Genomic DNA, 14,057 nt, shown 5'->3' with positions numbered 1-14,057 from the left:
GCTGACCCCGAGCGCCTACGCCGAGCAGCTGGCAGCCGATACCACTACGATGAACCCCGGACTCTAGATAGCCCCGCTACTGAAGGCGGGGGGACGTCGGCTGCGCTCGCGGGGATGCTTCGCGTGAGCCGCGACAGATGGGTATCGCCTTTGGCTCAACCCATCCTACGGTGGCTTTCGAATGGAGTCGGCGAGCGCAGCAACTCGCGCAACCGGGCTTGGTTCTACCGACGCTCTCGCTGTCGGTTCACCCTTGCCGCTCTGCAAGATCCTTGCAGGCGTCCTTCAGCCCCGCCCACCAGTAGCTCAGTTGCGCGCCGACGAATCCGGCGGGCTTCAGCGCCGATACCAAGCCGTAGTCGGCGAATTCGCGCCAGCGCTCGTCGCCCTCGGCGATTGCCGAGGCGACCAGGTCGCCGGCGTAAGTGGTCGGTGCGACGCCGTGGCCGCCGAAGGCCTGCGCCAGCCACAGCTCATCGTCGATGCGGCCGATCTGCGGCATCTGGTGGCGGGCATAGCTCATCAGGCCCGACCAGGCGTGCTCTATGTGCACTCCCCTGAGCTGCGGGAAGACCTTGAGCATGTCGCGGTACAGCAGCCGCTCGACCGATTCGGGCGAGCGTTGCAGCACCGAGATGCGGCCACCCCACAGCAGGCGCGTATCCGGCAGCGGGCGGTAGTAGTCGAAGGCGAAGCGGGTGTCATAGACCGCGGCGCGGGTCTGCATGATCTCGTCGATGCGCGCACCGAGCGGTTCGGTGACCATGACGTAGGTCGCGATCGGCAGTACTGCGGCGTCGACGGGTCGGCGCAGGCCCGCGAGATAGCCACCGCAAGCCAGCACCACGGTCTCGGCCTCGACCTCGCCCGTGGGCGTGGTGATACGCCAGACTCCGCGGTCGCGTTGCAGCGAGACCGCCGGGCTGTGCTCGTGAATGGTCAATCCCAATGCACAGGCCGCGGTGGCGATGCCTCGCGCGTATTTGAGTGGATGAAAGTGGAACGCTTTGGGCTCGAACAGCCCATCGTGGTAGCGCTCGGAGCGCACTTGCTCTCGAAGTTGCGCTTGCGCCAGCCATTGCCAATCCACGCCGTAGTGCTTCGAGAGCAGGCGTTTGCGCGAGCGAAGAACCTCGGGGTCGCGGAACCAGTTCGCCCAGATCACGCCGGCTTCGGTCCTGTCGCAATCGATCGCGTGGCGGTCGATGCGCTGGCGGATGGACTCGACCGCCTGGGTGGTGCCGGCGTACAGGGTACGTGCGCGCGCCGTGCCGAGCTGGTTGAGCAGGGCCTGCTCATCGCGCGAGAACCCACCGAACACGAAGCCGCCATTGCGCCCGGATGCGCCGAAGCCGATCTCGTGCGCCTCCAGCAGCACGACATCCTCGACACCGCGCTCGACCAGCCCAAGCGCGGTGTTGACCCCGGCAAAACCGCCGCCAATGACGCAGACGCGCGCCTGCGTCCGGCCGACGAGCGCGCCCTGCCCCAGCCCTGCGGTGGTCAGGCCGGCGCGGTAGTACGTGTCGGGTGCGGGAGTGGCGTTTGTGGCTTGGGAGCGGATCGGCATTGAACCTTGGGCGCTGTGACGGGGCGTGCCTGCGCGCTGCCGGGCTTGGCAGCCCAGCCTACGGAATTCCAGCGTTTGTAGGGCTGGCAGGTCCAGTGGTCGCAGGACGCCGCGCGGTGGGCACCAGAAGCGTGCCCACCCTACGCTTTGCTGGGCCTAGTCGTGGCGGAGCGTCACTCCAACTCGCGCACGCCCAGTTCGTCGAGTGCGTTCTGCATGGTCGCCGCCGCCGCCTCGCTGAGCTTCTCGTGGTCCAGCGCGTAGCGGATGGTCGCTTCGATCAAGCCGATATGCGTTCCGCAATCAAAGCGCGTGCCGCGGAACCGGTAGGCATGCACGGCCTCCTCGGCGAGCAGCGCGGAGATCGCATCGGTGAGCTGGATCTCACCGCCTGCCCCCGGCTGCGTGGTTTCGAGCAATTCGAAGATGCGCGGGTTGAGCACGTAGCGGCCGACCACCGCCAGGGTGCTCGGCGCGACATCGGGTTTGGGCTTTTCCACCATCGCGCTGATGCGGCCCTGGCGGTTGGCGAAGTCCTCGGTCGCCACGATGCCGTAGCTCCCGGTCTGCTCGCGCGGCACGTCCTGGACCGCGATCATGCTGGCGCCGCTGGCTTCGGCGGCATCGGCCATCTGGCTCAACGCCCCTGGCCCGCGGTTCCAGATCAGGTCATCGGGCAGCAGCACCGCGAAGGGCTCATCGCCGATCACCGGCTTGGCGCAGAGCACCGCGTGCCCGAGGCCCAGCGCCTCGGCCTGGGTGACGAACACCGCGCGCACGCCCTTGGGCAGCACGTTGCGGACCAGTTCCAGTTGCTCGATCTTGCCGGCGGCCTCGAGCTTCTGCTCCAGTTCGTAGGCCTTGTCGAAGTAGTCCGCCACCGCGTGCTTGTAGCGGTTGGTCACGAACACCAGGGTGTCGCACCCGGCCTGGATCGCCTCGTCCACGGCGTACTGGATCAACGGCCGGTCGATGATCGGCAGCATTTCCTTGGGTACGGTCTTGGTGGCAGGAAGGAAGCGGGTGCCGAGGCCGGCCACCGGAAAGACGGCCTTGCGGATCCTGGGGTATGGCGGGCGGGACTGCGAAGCTGGGCTCATCAAATCTTCCTGGCGCTGCGGGCGGGGAATGCAACGACGGTCGCGATGTTCTGCCGGCGCACCTCGCCGGTATCGACCGGCTGGAAGTCCGGCACCGTTGCGCGCAGCAGGCTAGCAAGCGCTTCGCGATCGTAACGTGCAGACGCTTCGCGCAGCGCCGCCAGTGCGGGTTCGATCGCCTGGGCCGAGACCTGGCGCTGCTCGGCCTGCAGGATCTTGGGGTGCGCGGTCGGGCGGTAGCGCTCGTCGGCATGGAACAGCGTTTCGTGCAGTTTCTCGCCGGGGCGCAGCCCGGTGTAGACCACCGCAACGTCGCGGCCCGGATGCTTGCCGGCCAGCCGGATCATCTGTTCTGCCAGCAGGCGGATCGGCACCGGTTCGCCCATGTCGAGGGTGTAGATCGCCTCGTGGCTGCCGATCGCCGCGGCCTGCAGGATCAACTGGCAGGCCTCGGGAATCGTCATGAAGTAGCGGGTGACCTCCGGGTCGGTGACCGTCACCGGGCCGCCCTTGCGGATCTGTTCGCGGAACAGCGGCACCACGCTGCCGGCCGAGTCGAGCACGTTGCCGAAGCGCACGGTGACAAAGCCGGTGGAACGCGGGTCGGCCAGCGACTGGCAGACCATTTCGGCCAGGCGCTTGGTCGCGCCCAGCACGTTCACCGGATCGACCGCCTTGTCGGTGGAGATCAGCACGAACGTGCCGACGCCGCGCTCGCGGCAGGCCCGCGCCACGGTTTCGGTGGACAGCACGTTGTTGCGTACCGCCTCGCGCAACTGGGTTTCCAGCAGCGGCACCTGCTTGTAGGCGGCGGCATGGAACACCGCCTCCGGCTCGGCGGCGTCCAGCGCATAGGCGATCACCGCGGGGTCACCGCAGTCACCGAGCACCTGTATGAATTCGAGATCCGGGAAGTCGCGCCGCAACGCCGCTTCGGTCGTGGTCAGGGCCAGTTCGTCGATCTCGACCAGGGTGATGCGGCGGGCACCGTGCCGCGCGCACTGCCGGCACAGCTCCGAGCCGATCGAGCCACCCGCCCCCGTCACCAGTACCGAACGCGCGCCCAGCCATTCGCGGATGGCCTTCCAGTCGGGCAACACCGGCTTGCGCCCGAGCAGGTCCTCGATCGCGACCTCCTTGAGCTCACCGGGCAGCGAGCGGCCTTCGAGCAGGTCCGACAGCCTGGGCACCATCCGGAACGGCAGTTCGGTGCGCTCGCAGGCGATGACCACCCGTTGCAAGGCATTGGCATTGGCCGACGGCATCGCGATGACCAGCAGCCCGGCCGCGGTCTCGCGTGCGATCTCGGCGACGTCCTGCACCTGGCCCAGCACCGGCACGCCCTGCACCTTGGTGCCGCGCAGGCGGGCGGCGTCATCGAGGAATCCGACCGGCTGGTAGGTGCCGAGCCGGCGCAGGTCGCGCACCAGCGCCTCGCCGGCGTGGCCCGCGCCGAGGATCAGGATGCGGACCGAGGTCGGGCTGCTCCGCTCGTTGCTGCGGTCCTTCCAGGCGCGGTACATCAGGCGCGGCGCACCGAGCAGGCCCATCAGCACCAGCGGATACAGCACCAGCACCATCCGCGAGACCGCATCGATGTGCTTGTACAGCACCAACGACAGCACGATCGCGAACAGGCCCAGCAGGCAGGCCTTGAAGATGTTCCACAGGTCCGGGACGCTGGCGAACCGCCACAGCCCCCGGTACAGGCCGACCTGCCAGAAGACCAGCCCCTGCGCCATCAGGACCAGCATGACCTCGGTGGACAACAGCGGCAGCACCGGCGGATTGGGCATGATGCTGAAACGCAGCCAATGCAGTCCCTGCCACACCACCCAGACCATCGCCAGGTCGTGCGCGACCACCGCTCCGCGCGGCATGGCGCTGCTCCAACGATCTCGCCAACCACTCATTCCTTTGCCCTCTGCACCTGTTCAGTTCCGTCCGTTGAGCCGTGTTGAAGCCAGCGCCACAACAAGGCGCCGGCGGTATACCACGCCGCCAGCGCGATGGACACGTGGACCATGCTGCCGCCCCACGCCCAGATCGCCAGCGGGATGGCCGCAGCGCTTGTGATGCCATAGGCCACCGTGACAATACAGTGACCCTTGCGCCTCGCCCAGACCTGATAGGCGTGCTGGGTATGCGGCATCCACCACCGCTCGCCGCGCGCCACCCGCCGCAGCAGAGTCAGCCCGGCATCGATCAGGAACGGGGCGAGCGGCAGCAACAATAGCAGGGACGCCGCACTGACCGGGGCCTGGGTCGTCGCCTGCACCGTGAACCAGGCGACGCTGAGCAGCGCCGCCACGACGAACCCGAGCGCGCCGCTGCCGACATCGCCGAGAAAAATCCTGGCCCGCGGAAAGTTGAATGGAAGGAAACCGGCGCAAGCAGCAACCAGGGCCCAGCCCACCGCAGCCCAGATCCCGTCCGCCACGAAGGCCAGGCTGGATGCCACTATCGCGGCCTGGCTGGTGGCGAGTCCGTCGATGCCGTCCATGAAGTTCCACACGTTGGTCAGGATCACGATCGCCGCCAAGGCGAACACGCCCGTTCCGATTCCGGCGCCGGAGACGACCAGCGCCGCGGCGAAGATCCCCGCTGCCGCGACATGCGCCAGCAGGCGCCACCACGGCGACAGCGGCCGATGGTCGTCCAGCCAGCCGATCGTCGCGACCAGCGCCAGGCCGACCGCGAACGCGCCCAGCAGCAGCCGCTGGCCGGGAAACCGGGCGGCCAGCGCGACCGCAGCCACCAACACCGAAGCCGCGATCGCGATGCCGCCGCCGCGCGGGGTAGCGACTGTATGGCTGCGGCGCTCGCCCGGCTGGTCGAGCAGACGCCGCTGCAGCGCATAGCGGCGCGCGAGCCAGGTGCCCACGACGCTCATCGCGAAGAACAACGCCAGCCACGTCACCATCGCCGCTCAGACCACCGCGTAGTTCAGCAGCGGCTTGACCGTCCCCCACTCCTTGCAACTGGGGCACTGCCAGTGATGGCTGCGTGCACCGAAACCGCATCGGTTGCAGCGGTAGCTCGGATTGCGGACCAGCAACTGGTCGGTGATGTGCTTGAGGTCATGCAAGGTCGCCAGCGGGTCCGCGCCCTCGGCGAGCGTCAGGTCGATCAGGGCGGCCTCGCCGCGCACCGATGGACGATCCTTCAGTTGCTGCGCCAGATACGCGCGCGCCGCCGGCACGCCGTCGTCATGCTCGACCATCCGGGTCAGCGCCAGCACCGGGGCGATCCCCCGATAGTGCTCGCACATCTCGGCGAGGAATGCGCGCGCGCCCGGGCCGTCGCCAGCGCGCTCGTAACTCGACAGCAGCGCCGGCAGCACTTCCGGCAAATAGTCCGGATCGCTGCGCGCGACCCGTTCGAACGAGCGGATCGCAGCGCCGTCGTTGCCGGCCTCCACCTCGATCCGGCCCTCGAGCATGCCGGCACGCACCGAATTGGTGTCCGCCTCGTAGGCACGCGCCACCGCGGCGCGTGCCGCCGCCACGTCACCGGTCGCGCGATGGCGGTCGGCCAGCTCGCATTCGAACTGCGCGATCAGCTTGCCCATCGGATCGCCCGTCGCGGCCTCGTAGCGCTGCGCATTCTCGATCGCCTTGTCCCAGTCGCGCTCGGACTGGTAGATGCCGATCAGGTGGCGCAATGCCAGCGGCGCCATGTCGAGCGCGACCAGATCGCTGAACACCGTTTCGGCGCGATCGAGCAGGCCCGAGCGCATGTAGTCCTCGCCCAGGGCCAGCAACGCCTGCACCTTCTGCTGGTCGCTCAGCCCCGGGCGTTGCACCAGCGCCTGGTGCAACCGGATCGCGCGGTCGACCTCGCCGCGACGGCGGAACAGATGGCCGAGCGCGACCTGGGTCTCGAAGGTGTCCTTGTCCAGTTCCGCGATGTGCAGGAACAGCTCGATCGCCTTGTCGGGCTGCTCGTTCAACAGGTAGTTGAGGCCACGGAAATAGGTGGTCGACAGGCGGCTGACCTGGCTGTCGCTGTGGCGCTCGCCCCCGCGGCGGCCGATCACCCATCCGCTGATCGCAGCGATCGGCAAGAGCAGGAAAAACCAGAACCACTCGCTGATGAACGTCATCGATCAGGTCTCGGGCGGCGTCGCCGGCGGCACCTTAGTAGGTTGGCGTTCGGCCCGGGCCAGGCGCCGCCGCAGCGGCAACACCACACTCGCGGCGATGGCCAGGCCGCCGAGCAGAACCCCGAGCAGCAGCGAGACGATCAGCGCCACGCCCAGGTTGGTCGACAGGATCACCACACCCAGGTCGATATGGATCAGGCCGCGGTTGAGCGCGCCCACTATCACGCCGGCCGCGAGGCAGGCGATGGCAATCAGGAAACGGATCAAACGCATGGCGGCCTCGGATGTCCTTCCATTGTCGGCACTAGCTTAGTCGACCACGGCCCATCGATCATGATGGCCGACCACGAGGTGCCGTCGAGCCCGACGGTCGCCAGCGACGTACGCGCTCAACTGTCGTCGTCGCGCGGCAGCACGCCGCTGACCCGCTCACGCAACTCCTTGCCGGGCTTGAAATGCGGGACGAACTTGCCCTGCAACGCGACCGACTCGCCGGTCTTGGGGTTGCGCCCCAGCCGCGGTGGCCGGTAATGCAGCGAAAAACTGCCGAAGCCGCGGATCTCGATGCGGTCACCGGAGGACAGCGAGCCGCCCATCATCTCGAGCAGCGACTTCACCGCCAGATCCACGTCTTCGCCCTTCAGGTGGGCCTGACGCTGCGACAGGATCTCGATCAGTTCGGACTTGGTCATGAGCGATCAGCGCACTCGCGAAGGGTGTTGCGACGTCGGTACGGCAGCACTGCAACGGCATCCGGGGATGCACGAAAAAACCAGGAGCCCTGACGGAAGACGACCCGGCCGAAGCCGGGCCGTCTCCATGACACCTGGAGGCAGCTGTGCAACTTACTCGGGCTTGTTGCCCAACTGCTCGCGCAGCAATGCACCGAGCTTGGTGGTGCCGCTGGCGGCCTCGGCCGAGGTCGAGCGGTTGTAGTCCGACACCGCCTCCTGCATCTCGGCCTCGTCCTTGGCCTTGATCGACAGCTGCATGGTGCGACCCTTGCGGTCCATGCCGATGAAGCGGGCTTCGACGTCGTCGCCGACCTTCAGCACCTTGCTGGCATCCTCGACGCGCTCCTTGGAGATGTCGCGCGCGGCGACATAGCCTTCGATGCCGTCGGCCAGTTCGATCGTCGCACCCTTGGCGTCGACTTCCTTGACCTTGCCGGTGACGATCGAACCGCGGCTGTTGGACGCCATGTACTGGCCGAACGGGTCCTGCTCCATCTGCTTGACGCCCAGGCTGATGCGCTCACGCTCCGGATCGACCGCCAGCACCACCGCTTCCAGCGTGTCGCCCTTCTTGTAGTTGCGCACGATGTCTTCGCCGGTGGTGTTCCAGCTGATGTCCGACAGGTGCACCAGTCCGTCGATACCGCCGTCCAGGCCGATGAAGATGCCGAAGTCGGTGATCGACTTGATCTGGCCGTCGACCTTGTCGCCCTTCTTGTGCAACACGGCGAAGGTTTCCCACGGATTGCTGGTCACCTGCTTCATGCCCAGCGAGATGCGGCGGCGCTCCTCGTCGACGTCCAGCACCATGACCTGCACGTCGTCACCGACCTGCACGATCTTGGACGGATTGACGTTCTTGTTGGTCCAGTCCATCTCGGAGACGTGCACCAGGCCTTCCACGCCCGGCTCGATCTCCACGAACGCGCCGTAATCGGTGACGTTGGAGACCTTGCCGAACACGCGGGTGTCGGACGGGTAACGGCGCGCGATGTTGTCCCACGGATCCTCGCCCAGCTGCTTGAGACCGAGGCTGACGCGATTGCGCTCGCGGTCGTACTTGAGCACGCGGACGTCGAGCTCGGCGCCGACTTCCACGACCTCGGACGGGTGACGCACCCGCTTCCACGCCATGTCGGTGATATGCAGCAGGCCGTCGATGCCGCCCAGGTCCACGAACGCGCCGTAATCGGTGAGGTTCTTGACCACGCCCTTGAGGATCGCGCCCTCGACCAGCTTCTCCATGAGCTGCTCGCGCTCCTCGGAGTGCTCGCTCTCGACCACCGCGCGGCGGGAGACGACGATGTTGTTGCGCTTGCGGTCCAGCTTGATCAGCTTGAACTCGAGCTCCTTGCCTTCCAGGTAGGTCGAGTCGCGTACCGGGCGCACGTCCACCAGCGAACCGGGCAGGAAGCCGCGGACGTCCTTGATGTCGACGGTGAAACCACCCTTGACCTTGCCGCTGATGCGGCCGGTGATGGTCTCGTTGTTCTCGAGCGCCTCTTCGAGCTCGTCCCACACCATGGCGCGCTTGGCCTTCTCGCGCGACAGCACGGTCTCGCCAAAGCCATTCTCGATCGAGTCGAGCGCGACCTTGACCTGGTCGCCTTCGGCCACGTCGATCTCGCCGGCGTCGTTACGGAACTGTTCGATCGGCACGATGCCTTCGGACTTCAGGCCGGCGTTGATCACCACCACGTCGCCACGGACCTCGACGACGGTGCCGACCACGATGGCACCCGGTTTCAGCTTGGCCAGGAAGGACTGGCTCTGTTCGAACAGTTCGGCAAATGATTCGGTCATTGGAAAAATATCCGGTTGAACACACGGGCCGCACCGGCTGGCATCGTTCCCCAGAGAGGCAACGCAAGCAGCACGTGGTCGACCCACCCGTTATGTGGTGCGATGGAACTGCACCATGTGTCGTTGGCTGATCCGCCGCGGGATTGCGACGGGATTGGTTCTGTTGCCTGTTGCGGTACTGCTTCTGCTATCTACTTCTGCTACTGGCTGCTACTGAACATTCCGGGCGCTGGGCCGGCGCGGTCGCGGTCGAGATCCAACCGCAACCTCGTTGCTGCACCGGGCGACTAGGCGGTGACCCGGGCCAGCACGCGCTCGACCACCGCATCGATTCCAAGGCCGGTGGTGTCGATGCGCACGGCGTCCTCGGCCGGCCGCAGCGGCGCCACCGCGCGCTGGGCATCGCGGGCGTCACGGGCCAGAATCTCCCGCAGCAGACCGGCCAATGTAACGGAAACTCCCTTGTCACTCAACTGCTTATAGCGCCTTTCGGCCCGCTCCTCGGCACTGGCGGTCAGGAATACCTTGAATGGGGCATCGGGAAAGATGACCGTGCCCATGTCGCGCCCGTCCGCGACCAGCCCCGGCGCGCGCCGGAACACGCGCTGGCGCTCCTTCAGCGCCGAGCGGACCTCCGGGATCGCGGCAATCGCCGAAGCGGCCGCGCCGGCAGTTTCGGTACGCAGCTCATCGGTCGCATCCAGGCCATTGATCAGCACCCGCAGCTCGCCGCCGGGGTCGTCGCGGAAGCCCACCTCGGTGTCGAAGGCACAGCGCACCAGGGCCGCCGGGTCGGCCAGGTCGATGTCGGCCCATCCGGCGGACACCCCCACGGCGCGATACAGGGCGCCCGAGTCGAGGTAGTGCCAGCCCAGACGCGAGGCCACCAGGCGGCTGATGGTGCCCTTGCCGGAGCCGGAGGGCCCATCGATCGTCAGCACCGGGATCGCAACTTTCAGGTCGGTATCGTTCATGTCGCGCATTATGCCGGCCCGCGCTGCCGAGGGCCTGGGGAGCGCCCTCCAGGCCAGTACTTGATCGGACTTGCAAGTACCCGCTAGAATTGCGGGCTAGCTTTCTCTATCCCGTTGCCGAGGTCTGTCATGAAGGTCCTGTCCTCCCTGAAGTCGGCGAAGAACCGTCACCGCGACTGCAAAGTCGTCCGCCGCCGCGGCAAGGTCTTCGTGATTTGCAAGTCGAACCCGCGCTTCAAGGCGCGTCAGCGCTGATCTGCGCAAAAAACCCGGACGCGCTGATTGCGGCGGGCTCGATGCATCAATGAAGGCCGCAGCGATGCGGCCTTTTTTGTGGCCCTGCTTCTAGGGCGCGCACGTTTTCTCTGCCCCCTTCGCGAACCCGGGCCAAAGCGGGAGAAGGCCCCTGTTCTTGGTCGCGCCCCTGGCTCCTAGGGGCATGCCTAACAAGGGCAGGCGCCGCAAAGGCACGTGACGCTCCTGCAGGGCGCTGTGCCGCGGCGGGACCGAGGCCGGCTTTCCAGTTGCCGCGGGACTCAGGACGAAACCGCACCGCGCCCCGGCGTCAACGCGGTGCGGACCCATTTGGTCAGCCGCGCCCCCAGCCGCGGATCGGCGTCCGACCGCGGACCGCGGCCATCGCCGAGTTCATCGGCCAGCCCACGTAACGAGCTGCTGGCGATCTTGAGGATCGTCAGCCGGACCCCGGTCTTTTTCTCGATCCGGCCCATCATGGTCAGCGCCAGCAGCGAGTGCCCGCCGGCATCGAAGAAGTTGTCATCCAGCGCGATGGCATCGTCGCCGATCAGCTCACGGCAGACGCCCAGGACCAGGCGCTGCTGCGGTGTCAGGTCGGTCTCCGCCACCGCGACGGCGGCTTCCGACGTTTCTCCGAGCGGCGCCGGCAAAACCTTGCGGTCGATCTTGCCGTTGGGCAGCAAGGGGATCGCGGCGAGCTGCACGAAATGCTGCGGCAGCATGTAGTTGGGCAAAAAGCCGCGCGCATGCTCGCGCAGGCGATCGGCCGCGACCGGCGCCCCGGAGCGGCTGCTGAAGTACGCGACCAGGCGGTGGTCCGCATCGTCGATGCACCAGACCCTGGCGGCAACCACGTCCACATCCGGTACCCCCGCCAGCACCGTCTCAATCTCGCCGAGTTCGATGCGATGGCCGCGGATCTTGACCTGGTCGTCGCTGCGGCCGAGGTGCTGCAACTGCCCGTCGCGCCAGACGCCGCGGTCGCCGGTCCGGTAGACGGTCTCGCCGGTCTCCGGCAGCCGTACGAACCGCTGCGCGGTCAGGTCGCTGCGGTTGTGATAGCCCGGCGACACGCCCCGCCCGCCGATCACCAGTTCCCCGGTCAGGCCGGCCGGCAACAGTTGCAGGTTCTGGTCGACCACGTGGATCGAAGTGTTCCAGATCGGCTGGCCGATCGGGCATGCCGCGCTGTTGCGGTGGTCGATGCGGGCGCAGCTCGACCAGATCGTGGTCTCGGTCGGCCCGTACATGTTCCACAACTCGCCGACCCGCGGCAGCAGCCATTGCGCCAGTTCAGGCGGCAACGCTTCGCCGCCGACCAGTGCCTTCAACCCGGCCTTGCCGTCCCAGCCGCTCGCACGCAGCAGCCTCCAGGTGGACGGCGTCGCCTGCATCACGGTGACGCCGCCGGTGTCGATAATCTGCTGTAACGCAACGCCGTCCTCGACAGTGGCGCGGTCGGCAAGCCGGACCCGTGCACCGACCGCGAGCGGCACGAACAGCTCCAGCACCGAGATGTCGAACGCGCACGTGGTCAGCGCCAGCACGACGTCATCCGGGCCGATGCCCGGTTTCTGCTGCATCGCCGAAAGGAAGTTGCCGACCGCGCCATGCACGATCCACACGCCTTTCGGCCGCCCGGTGGAGCCGGACGTGTACATCAGGTAGGCCGCGTCCTCGGCGCCGGGCACGTGCGGAACGAAATCTTGCGATGCGCCCTGGGCCAGCGCATCGGCATCGAGGATATCGACCGTGCTTGCCGGCAACGGCCCAAGGGTGGCCGAGGACGCGATTGCGGTGCGCACGCCGGAGTCCTGCAGCATGTACTCGAGCCGTTCGGCCGGCAGCGACGGGTCCAGCGGCAGGTACGCCGCACCGCATCGCAGTACGCCGAGCAGCGCCGCCAGCAGCGTCTCGTCGCGCTCCAGGCATACCGCGACTACGTCGCCGGGCGATACGCCGCGGCGCTGCAGCTCCCAGCCCATTGTATCGGCACGCGCCGCCAGCCGGCCGGCGCAAACATCGCCCGCGGCGGTCGTGAGCACCACCGCCTCAGGCTGCGCCGCCGCCCGCGCGAAAAACGCCTCGTGCATGCTCGACAGCGTTCCGGACTGTTGTGTGTCGGCCCGCCGTGCCGCCTGCCGCTCGCGTTCGGTCAGCAGGCTGATATCGGCCACGCGCACCTGCGGATCCTCGGTGACCTGCCGCAGCACCTGGCTCAGGTGCTCGGAGAAGCGTTGCACGGTCGATGCGTCGTACAGGTCGGTGTTGTATTCGATCAGGCCCCGGACGCACCCGCCGTCGTCCCAGAACCAGATGCTCAGGTCAAGCTTGGCGCCGCCGTTGTGCAGCGGCTCCGACACGACCTCCAGCCCCGGCAGGGCAAGCTCCAGCGGCGCGTCCTGGAAGGTGAACCACACCTGCACCAGCGGGTTGTGCGACGCACTGCGGGTGATCTCGCCGCCGCGCACGATCTTCTCGAATGGCGTGTCCTGCAGCGCCTGGGTCCGGGTCACCTGGCGACGCACGTGCTCGGCCAACTGGTCGAAGCGCTGGTCCGGATCGACCCCCACCGGCACCGGCAGGACGTTCATGAACAGCCCAAGGACTTCGTGCATCTCCTCGGTTGGCCGGTTCGCCATCGGGCAGCCGACGATCAGGTCGCGCTGACCGGAATACTTGTGCAGGACCACGTTCAACGCGCTCAGCACCGCCACGAACAGGCTCTGCTTCTCGCGCTGGGCGTGGCGCCGAAGTGCCGCGCTGAGCTCGCGCGGCAGGCACACCGAAAGTTCGTCGCCGGCGAAGGTCTGCACCGGCGGGCGCGCCCGGTCGGTCGGAAGATCGAGGGTGTGCGGCTGGTCGCCAAGCACGGAGTTCCAGTACTCCAGCTTCTGCGCGATGACCTCTTCGCTCATCTGCTCGCGCTGCCAGACGACGTAGTCGGGGAACTGCAGCCGCTCCTCGTCGATCTCGACCGGAGCGGCGCTCTTGCACGCGGCGTACAGCTCGCCGATCTCGCGCCCGATCTGCAACACCGATATGTGGTCGACCACGATGTGGTGGATGCACAACAGCAATACATGCCGCTGCGCCTCCAGCCGCGCCAGCCGCACCGACAGCAGCGAGCACTGCGAAAGATCGAACTGATGCCGCGCGCACGCGTGCTTGAGCTCGGCCAGCCGTTGGCTGCGTCCGGCCTCGTCGCAGGCTTGCAGGTCCACCGTCTCCAGCGTGAACGGGACCGTAGAACTCACCCTCTGCCGCAATTGTTCGTCGACGACCACGAAGCCGGTGCGCAGCGCGTCATGGCGCTGGATCAGTGTGTCGAACGCGCGTTGCAGGGACGCCTCGTCGAGTTCGCCGCGCAGCTCGAACGCCAGCGCGATGTTGTAGGCGGTGCTGTCGGGATCGAGCTCGTGCAGGTACCACAACTGCTCCTGCCCGAACGAAGCGGGGAACTCGTAGAGCTCGGAGATTGGGCAGAGATCCTTGTGGGGGTTCATCGCGGTA

General features: G+C 67.3%; 11 protein-coding genes. 1 reads left to right on the top strand and 10 read right to left on the bottom strand.

Going from position 1 to position 14,057, the window contains the following annotated elements; translation table 11 throughout:
- Positions 1–247 precede the first annotated feature (247 nt).
- From ACJQWM_RS09095 to cmk, 9 genes are all read right to left on the bottom strand, one after another.
- The gene (locus ACJQWM_RS09095; RefSeq protein ID WP_332703912.1) at positions 248–1,570 is read right to left on the bottom strand and encodes an NAD(P)/FAD-dependent oxidoreductase; all 1,323 of its coding nucleotides are present in this window, start codon (positions 1,568–1,570) and stop codon (positions 248–250) included.
- A gap of 173 nt (positions 1,571–1,743) precedes the next feature.
- A complete protein-coding gene (gene galU, locus ACJQWM_RS09090) occupies positions 1,744–2,670 on the bottom strand; it encodes a UTP--glucose-1-phosphate uridylyltransferase GalU (protein ID WP_332703914.1) in 927 nt (308 codons plus the stop codon).
- The gene (locus tag ACJQWM_RS09085; protein WP_332703916.1) at positions 2,670–4,583 is read right to left on the bottom strand and encodes a polysaccharide biosynthesis protein; all 1,914 of its coding nucleotides are present in this window, start codon (positions 4,581–4,583) and stop codon (positions 2,670–2,672) included. Before ACJQWM_RS09085 ends, galU begins: the two co-directional genes overlap by 1 nt.
- The gene (locus ACJQWM_RS09080; protein ID WP_332703918.1) at positions 4,580–5,575 is read right to left on the bottom strand and encodes an MraY family glycosyltransferase; all 996 of its coding nucleotides are present in this window, start codon (positions 5,573–5,575) and stop codon (positions 4,580–4,582) included. The genes ACJQWM_RS09085 and ACJQWM_RS09080 overlap by 4 nt, the downstream gene beginning before the upstream one ends.
- A 24-nt stretch (positions 5,576–5,599) precedes the next feature.
- Complete coding sequence (lapB, locus tag ACJQWM_RS09075; RefSeq protein ID WP_332703920.1) at positions 5,600–6,775, bottom strand: lipopolysaccharide assembly protein LapB; 1,176 nt, start codon at positions 6,773–6,775, stop codon at positions 5,600–5,602.
- A gap of 3 nt (positions 6,776–6,778) precedes the next feature.
- Positions 6,779–7,048, bottom strand: coding sequence for a lipopolysaccharide assembly protein LapA domain-containing protein (locus tag ACJQWM_RS09070; RefSeq protein ID WP_332703922.1), 270 nt, complete (start codon positions 7,046–7,048; stop codon positions 6,779–6,781).
- 116 nt (positions 7,049–7,164) lie between these two features.
- Positions 7,165–7,467, bottom strand: a complete 303-nt coding sequence (locus ACJQWM_RS09065) for an integration host factor subunit beta (RefSeq protein WP_332703924.1) — start codon at positions 7,465–7,467, stop codon at positions 7,165–7,167.
- A gap of 153 nt (positions 7,468–7,620) precedes the next feature.
- Positions 7,621–9,312, bottom strand: coding sequence for a 30S ribosomal protein S1 (gene rpsA / locus ACJQWM_RS09060; protein WP_332703925.1), 1,692 nt, complete (start codon positions 9,310–9,312; stop codon positions 7,621–7,623).
- A gap of 287 nt (positions 9,313–9,599) precedes the next feature.
- Complete coding sequence (cmk, locus tag ACJQWM_RS09055) at positions 9,600–10,286, bottom strand: (d)CMP kinase (protein WP_332703926.1); 687 nt, start codon at positions 10,284–10,286, stop codon at positions 9,600–9,602.
- A gap of 129 nt (positions 10,287–10,415) precedes the next feature.
- Here cmk and ykgO point away from each other — a divergent pair, with 129 nt between their 5' ends.
- Positions 10,416–10,541, top strand: coding sequence for a type B 50S ribosomal protein L36 (gene ykgO / locus ACJQWM_RS09050; protein WP_036206164.1), 126 nt, complete (start codon positions 10,416–10,418; stop codon positions 10,539–10,541).
- 281 nt (positions 10,542–10,822) lie between these two features.
- On the opposite strand, the gene ACJQWM_RS09045 is transcribed toward ykgO, so the two are convergent.
- Positions 10,823–14,050: a non-ribosomal peptide synthetase gene (locus ACJQWM_RS09045; RefSeq protein WP_332703939.1), complete on the bottom strand. Its 3,228-nt coding sequence runs from the start codon at positions 14,048–14,050 to the stop codon at positions 10,823–10,825.
- Between the last annotated feature and the right edge of the window lie 7 nt (positions 14,051–14,057).

This window comes from Novilysobacter longmucuonensis (assembly GCF_046600735.1).
In the GTDB taxonomy this organism is placed as follows: Bacteria; Pseudomonadota; Gammaproteobacteria; order Xanthomonadales; family Xanthomonadaceae; genus Novilysobacter_A; species Novilysobacter_A longmucuonensis.
The sequence above is the reverse complement of the archived record's forward strand: the minus strand, read 5'-3'. Positions and strand labels throughout refer to the sequence as shown.

Bases quoted from the DNA above. Each gene is read 5' to 3' on its own strand.
- ACJQWM_RS09095 (WP_332703912.1), bottom strand. From the start codon at position 1,570: ATGCCGATCCGCTCCCAAGCCACAAACGCCACTCCCGCACCCGACACG.
- ACJQWM_RS09070 (WP_332703922.1), bottom strand. From the start codon at position 7,048: ATGCGTTTGATCCGTTTCCTGATTGCCATCGCCTGCCTCGCGGCCGGC.
- cmk (WP_332703926.1), bottom strand. From the start codon at position 10,286: ATGAACGATACCGACCTGAAAGTTGCGATCCCGGTGCTGACGATCGAT.
- galU (WP_332703914.1), bottom strand. From the start codon at position 2,670: ATGAGCCCAGCTTCGCAGTCCCGCCCGCCATACCCCAGGATCCGCAAG.
- lapB (WP_332703920.1), bottom strand. From the start codon at position 6,775: ATGACGTTCATCAGCGAGTGGTTCTGGTTTTTCCTGCTCTTGCCGATC.
- ACJQWM_RS09045 (WP_332703939.1), bottom strand. From the start codon at position 14,050: ATGAACCCCCACAAGGATCTCTGCCCAATCTCCGAGCTCTACGAGTTC.
- ykgO (WP_036206164.1), top strand. From the start codon at position 10,416: ATGAAGGTCCTGTCCTCCCTGAAGTCGGCGAAGAACCGTCACCGCGAC.
- ACJQWM_RS09065 (WP_332703924.1), bottom strand. From the start codon at position 7,467: ATGACCAAGTCCGAACTGATCGAGATCCTGTCGCAGCGTCAGGCCCAC.
- ACJQWM_RS09085 (WP_332703916.1), bottom strand. From the start codon at position 4,583: ATGAGTGGTTGGCGAGATCGTTGGAGCAGCGCCATGCCGCGCGGAGCG.
- rpsA (WP_332703925.1), bottom strand. From the start codon at position 9,312: ATGACCGAATCATTTGCCGAACTGTTCGAACAGAGCCAGTCCTTCCTG.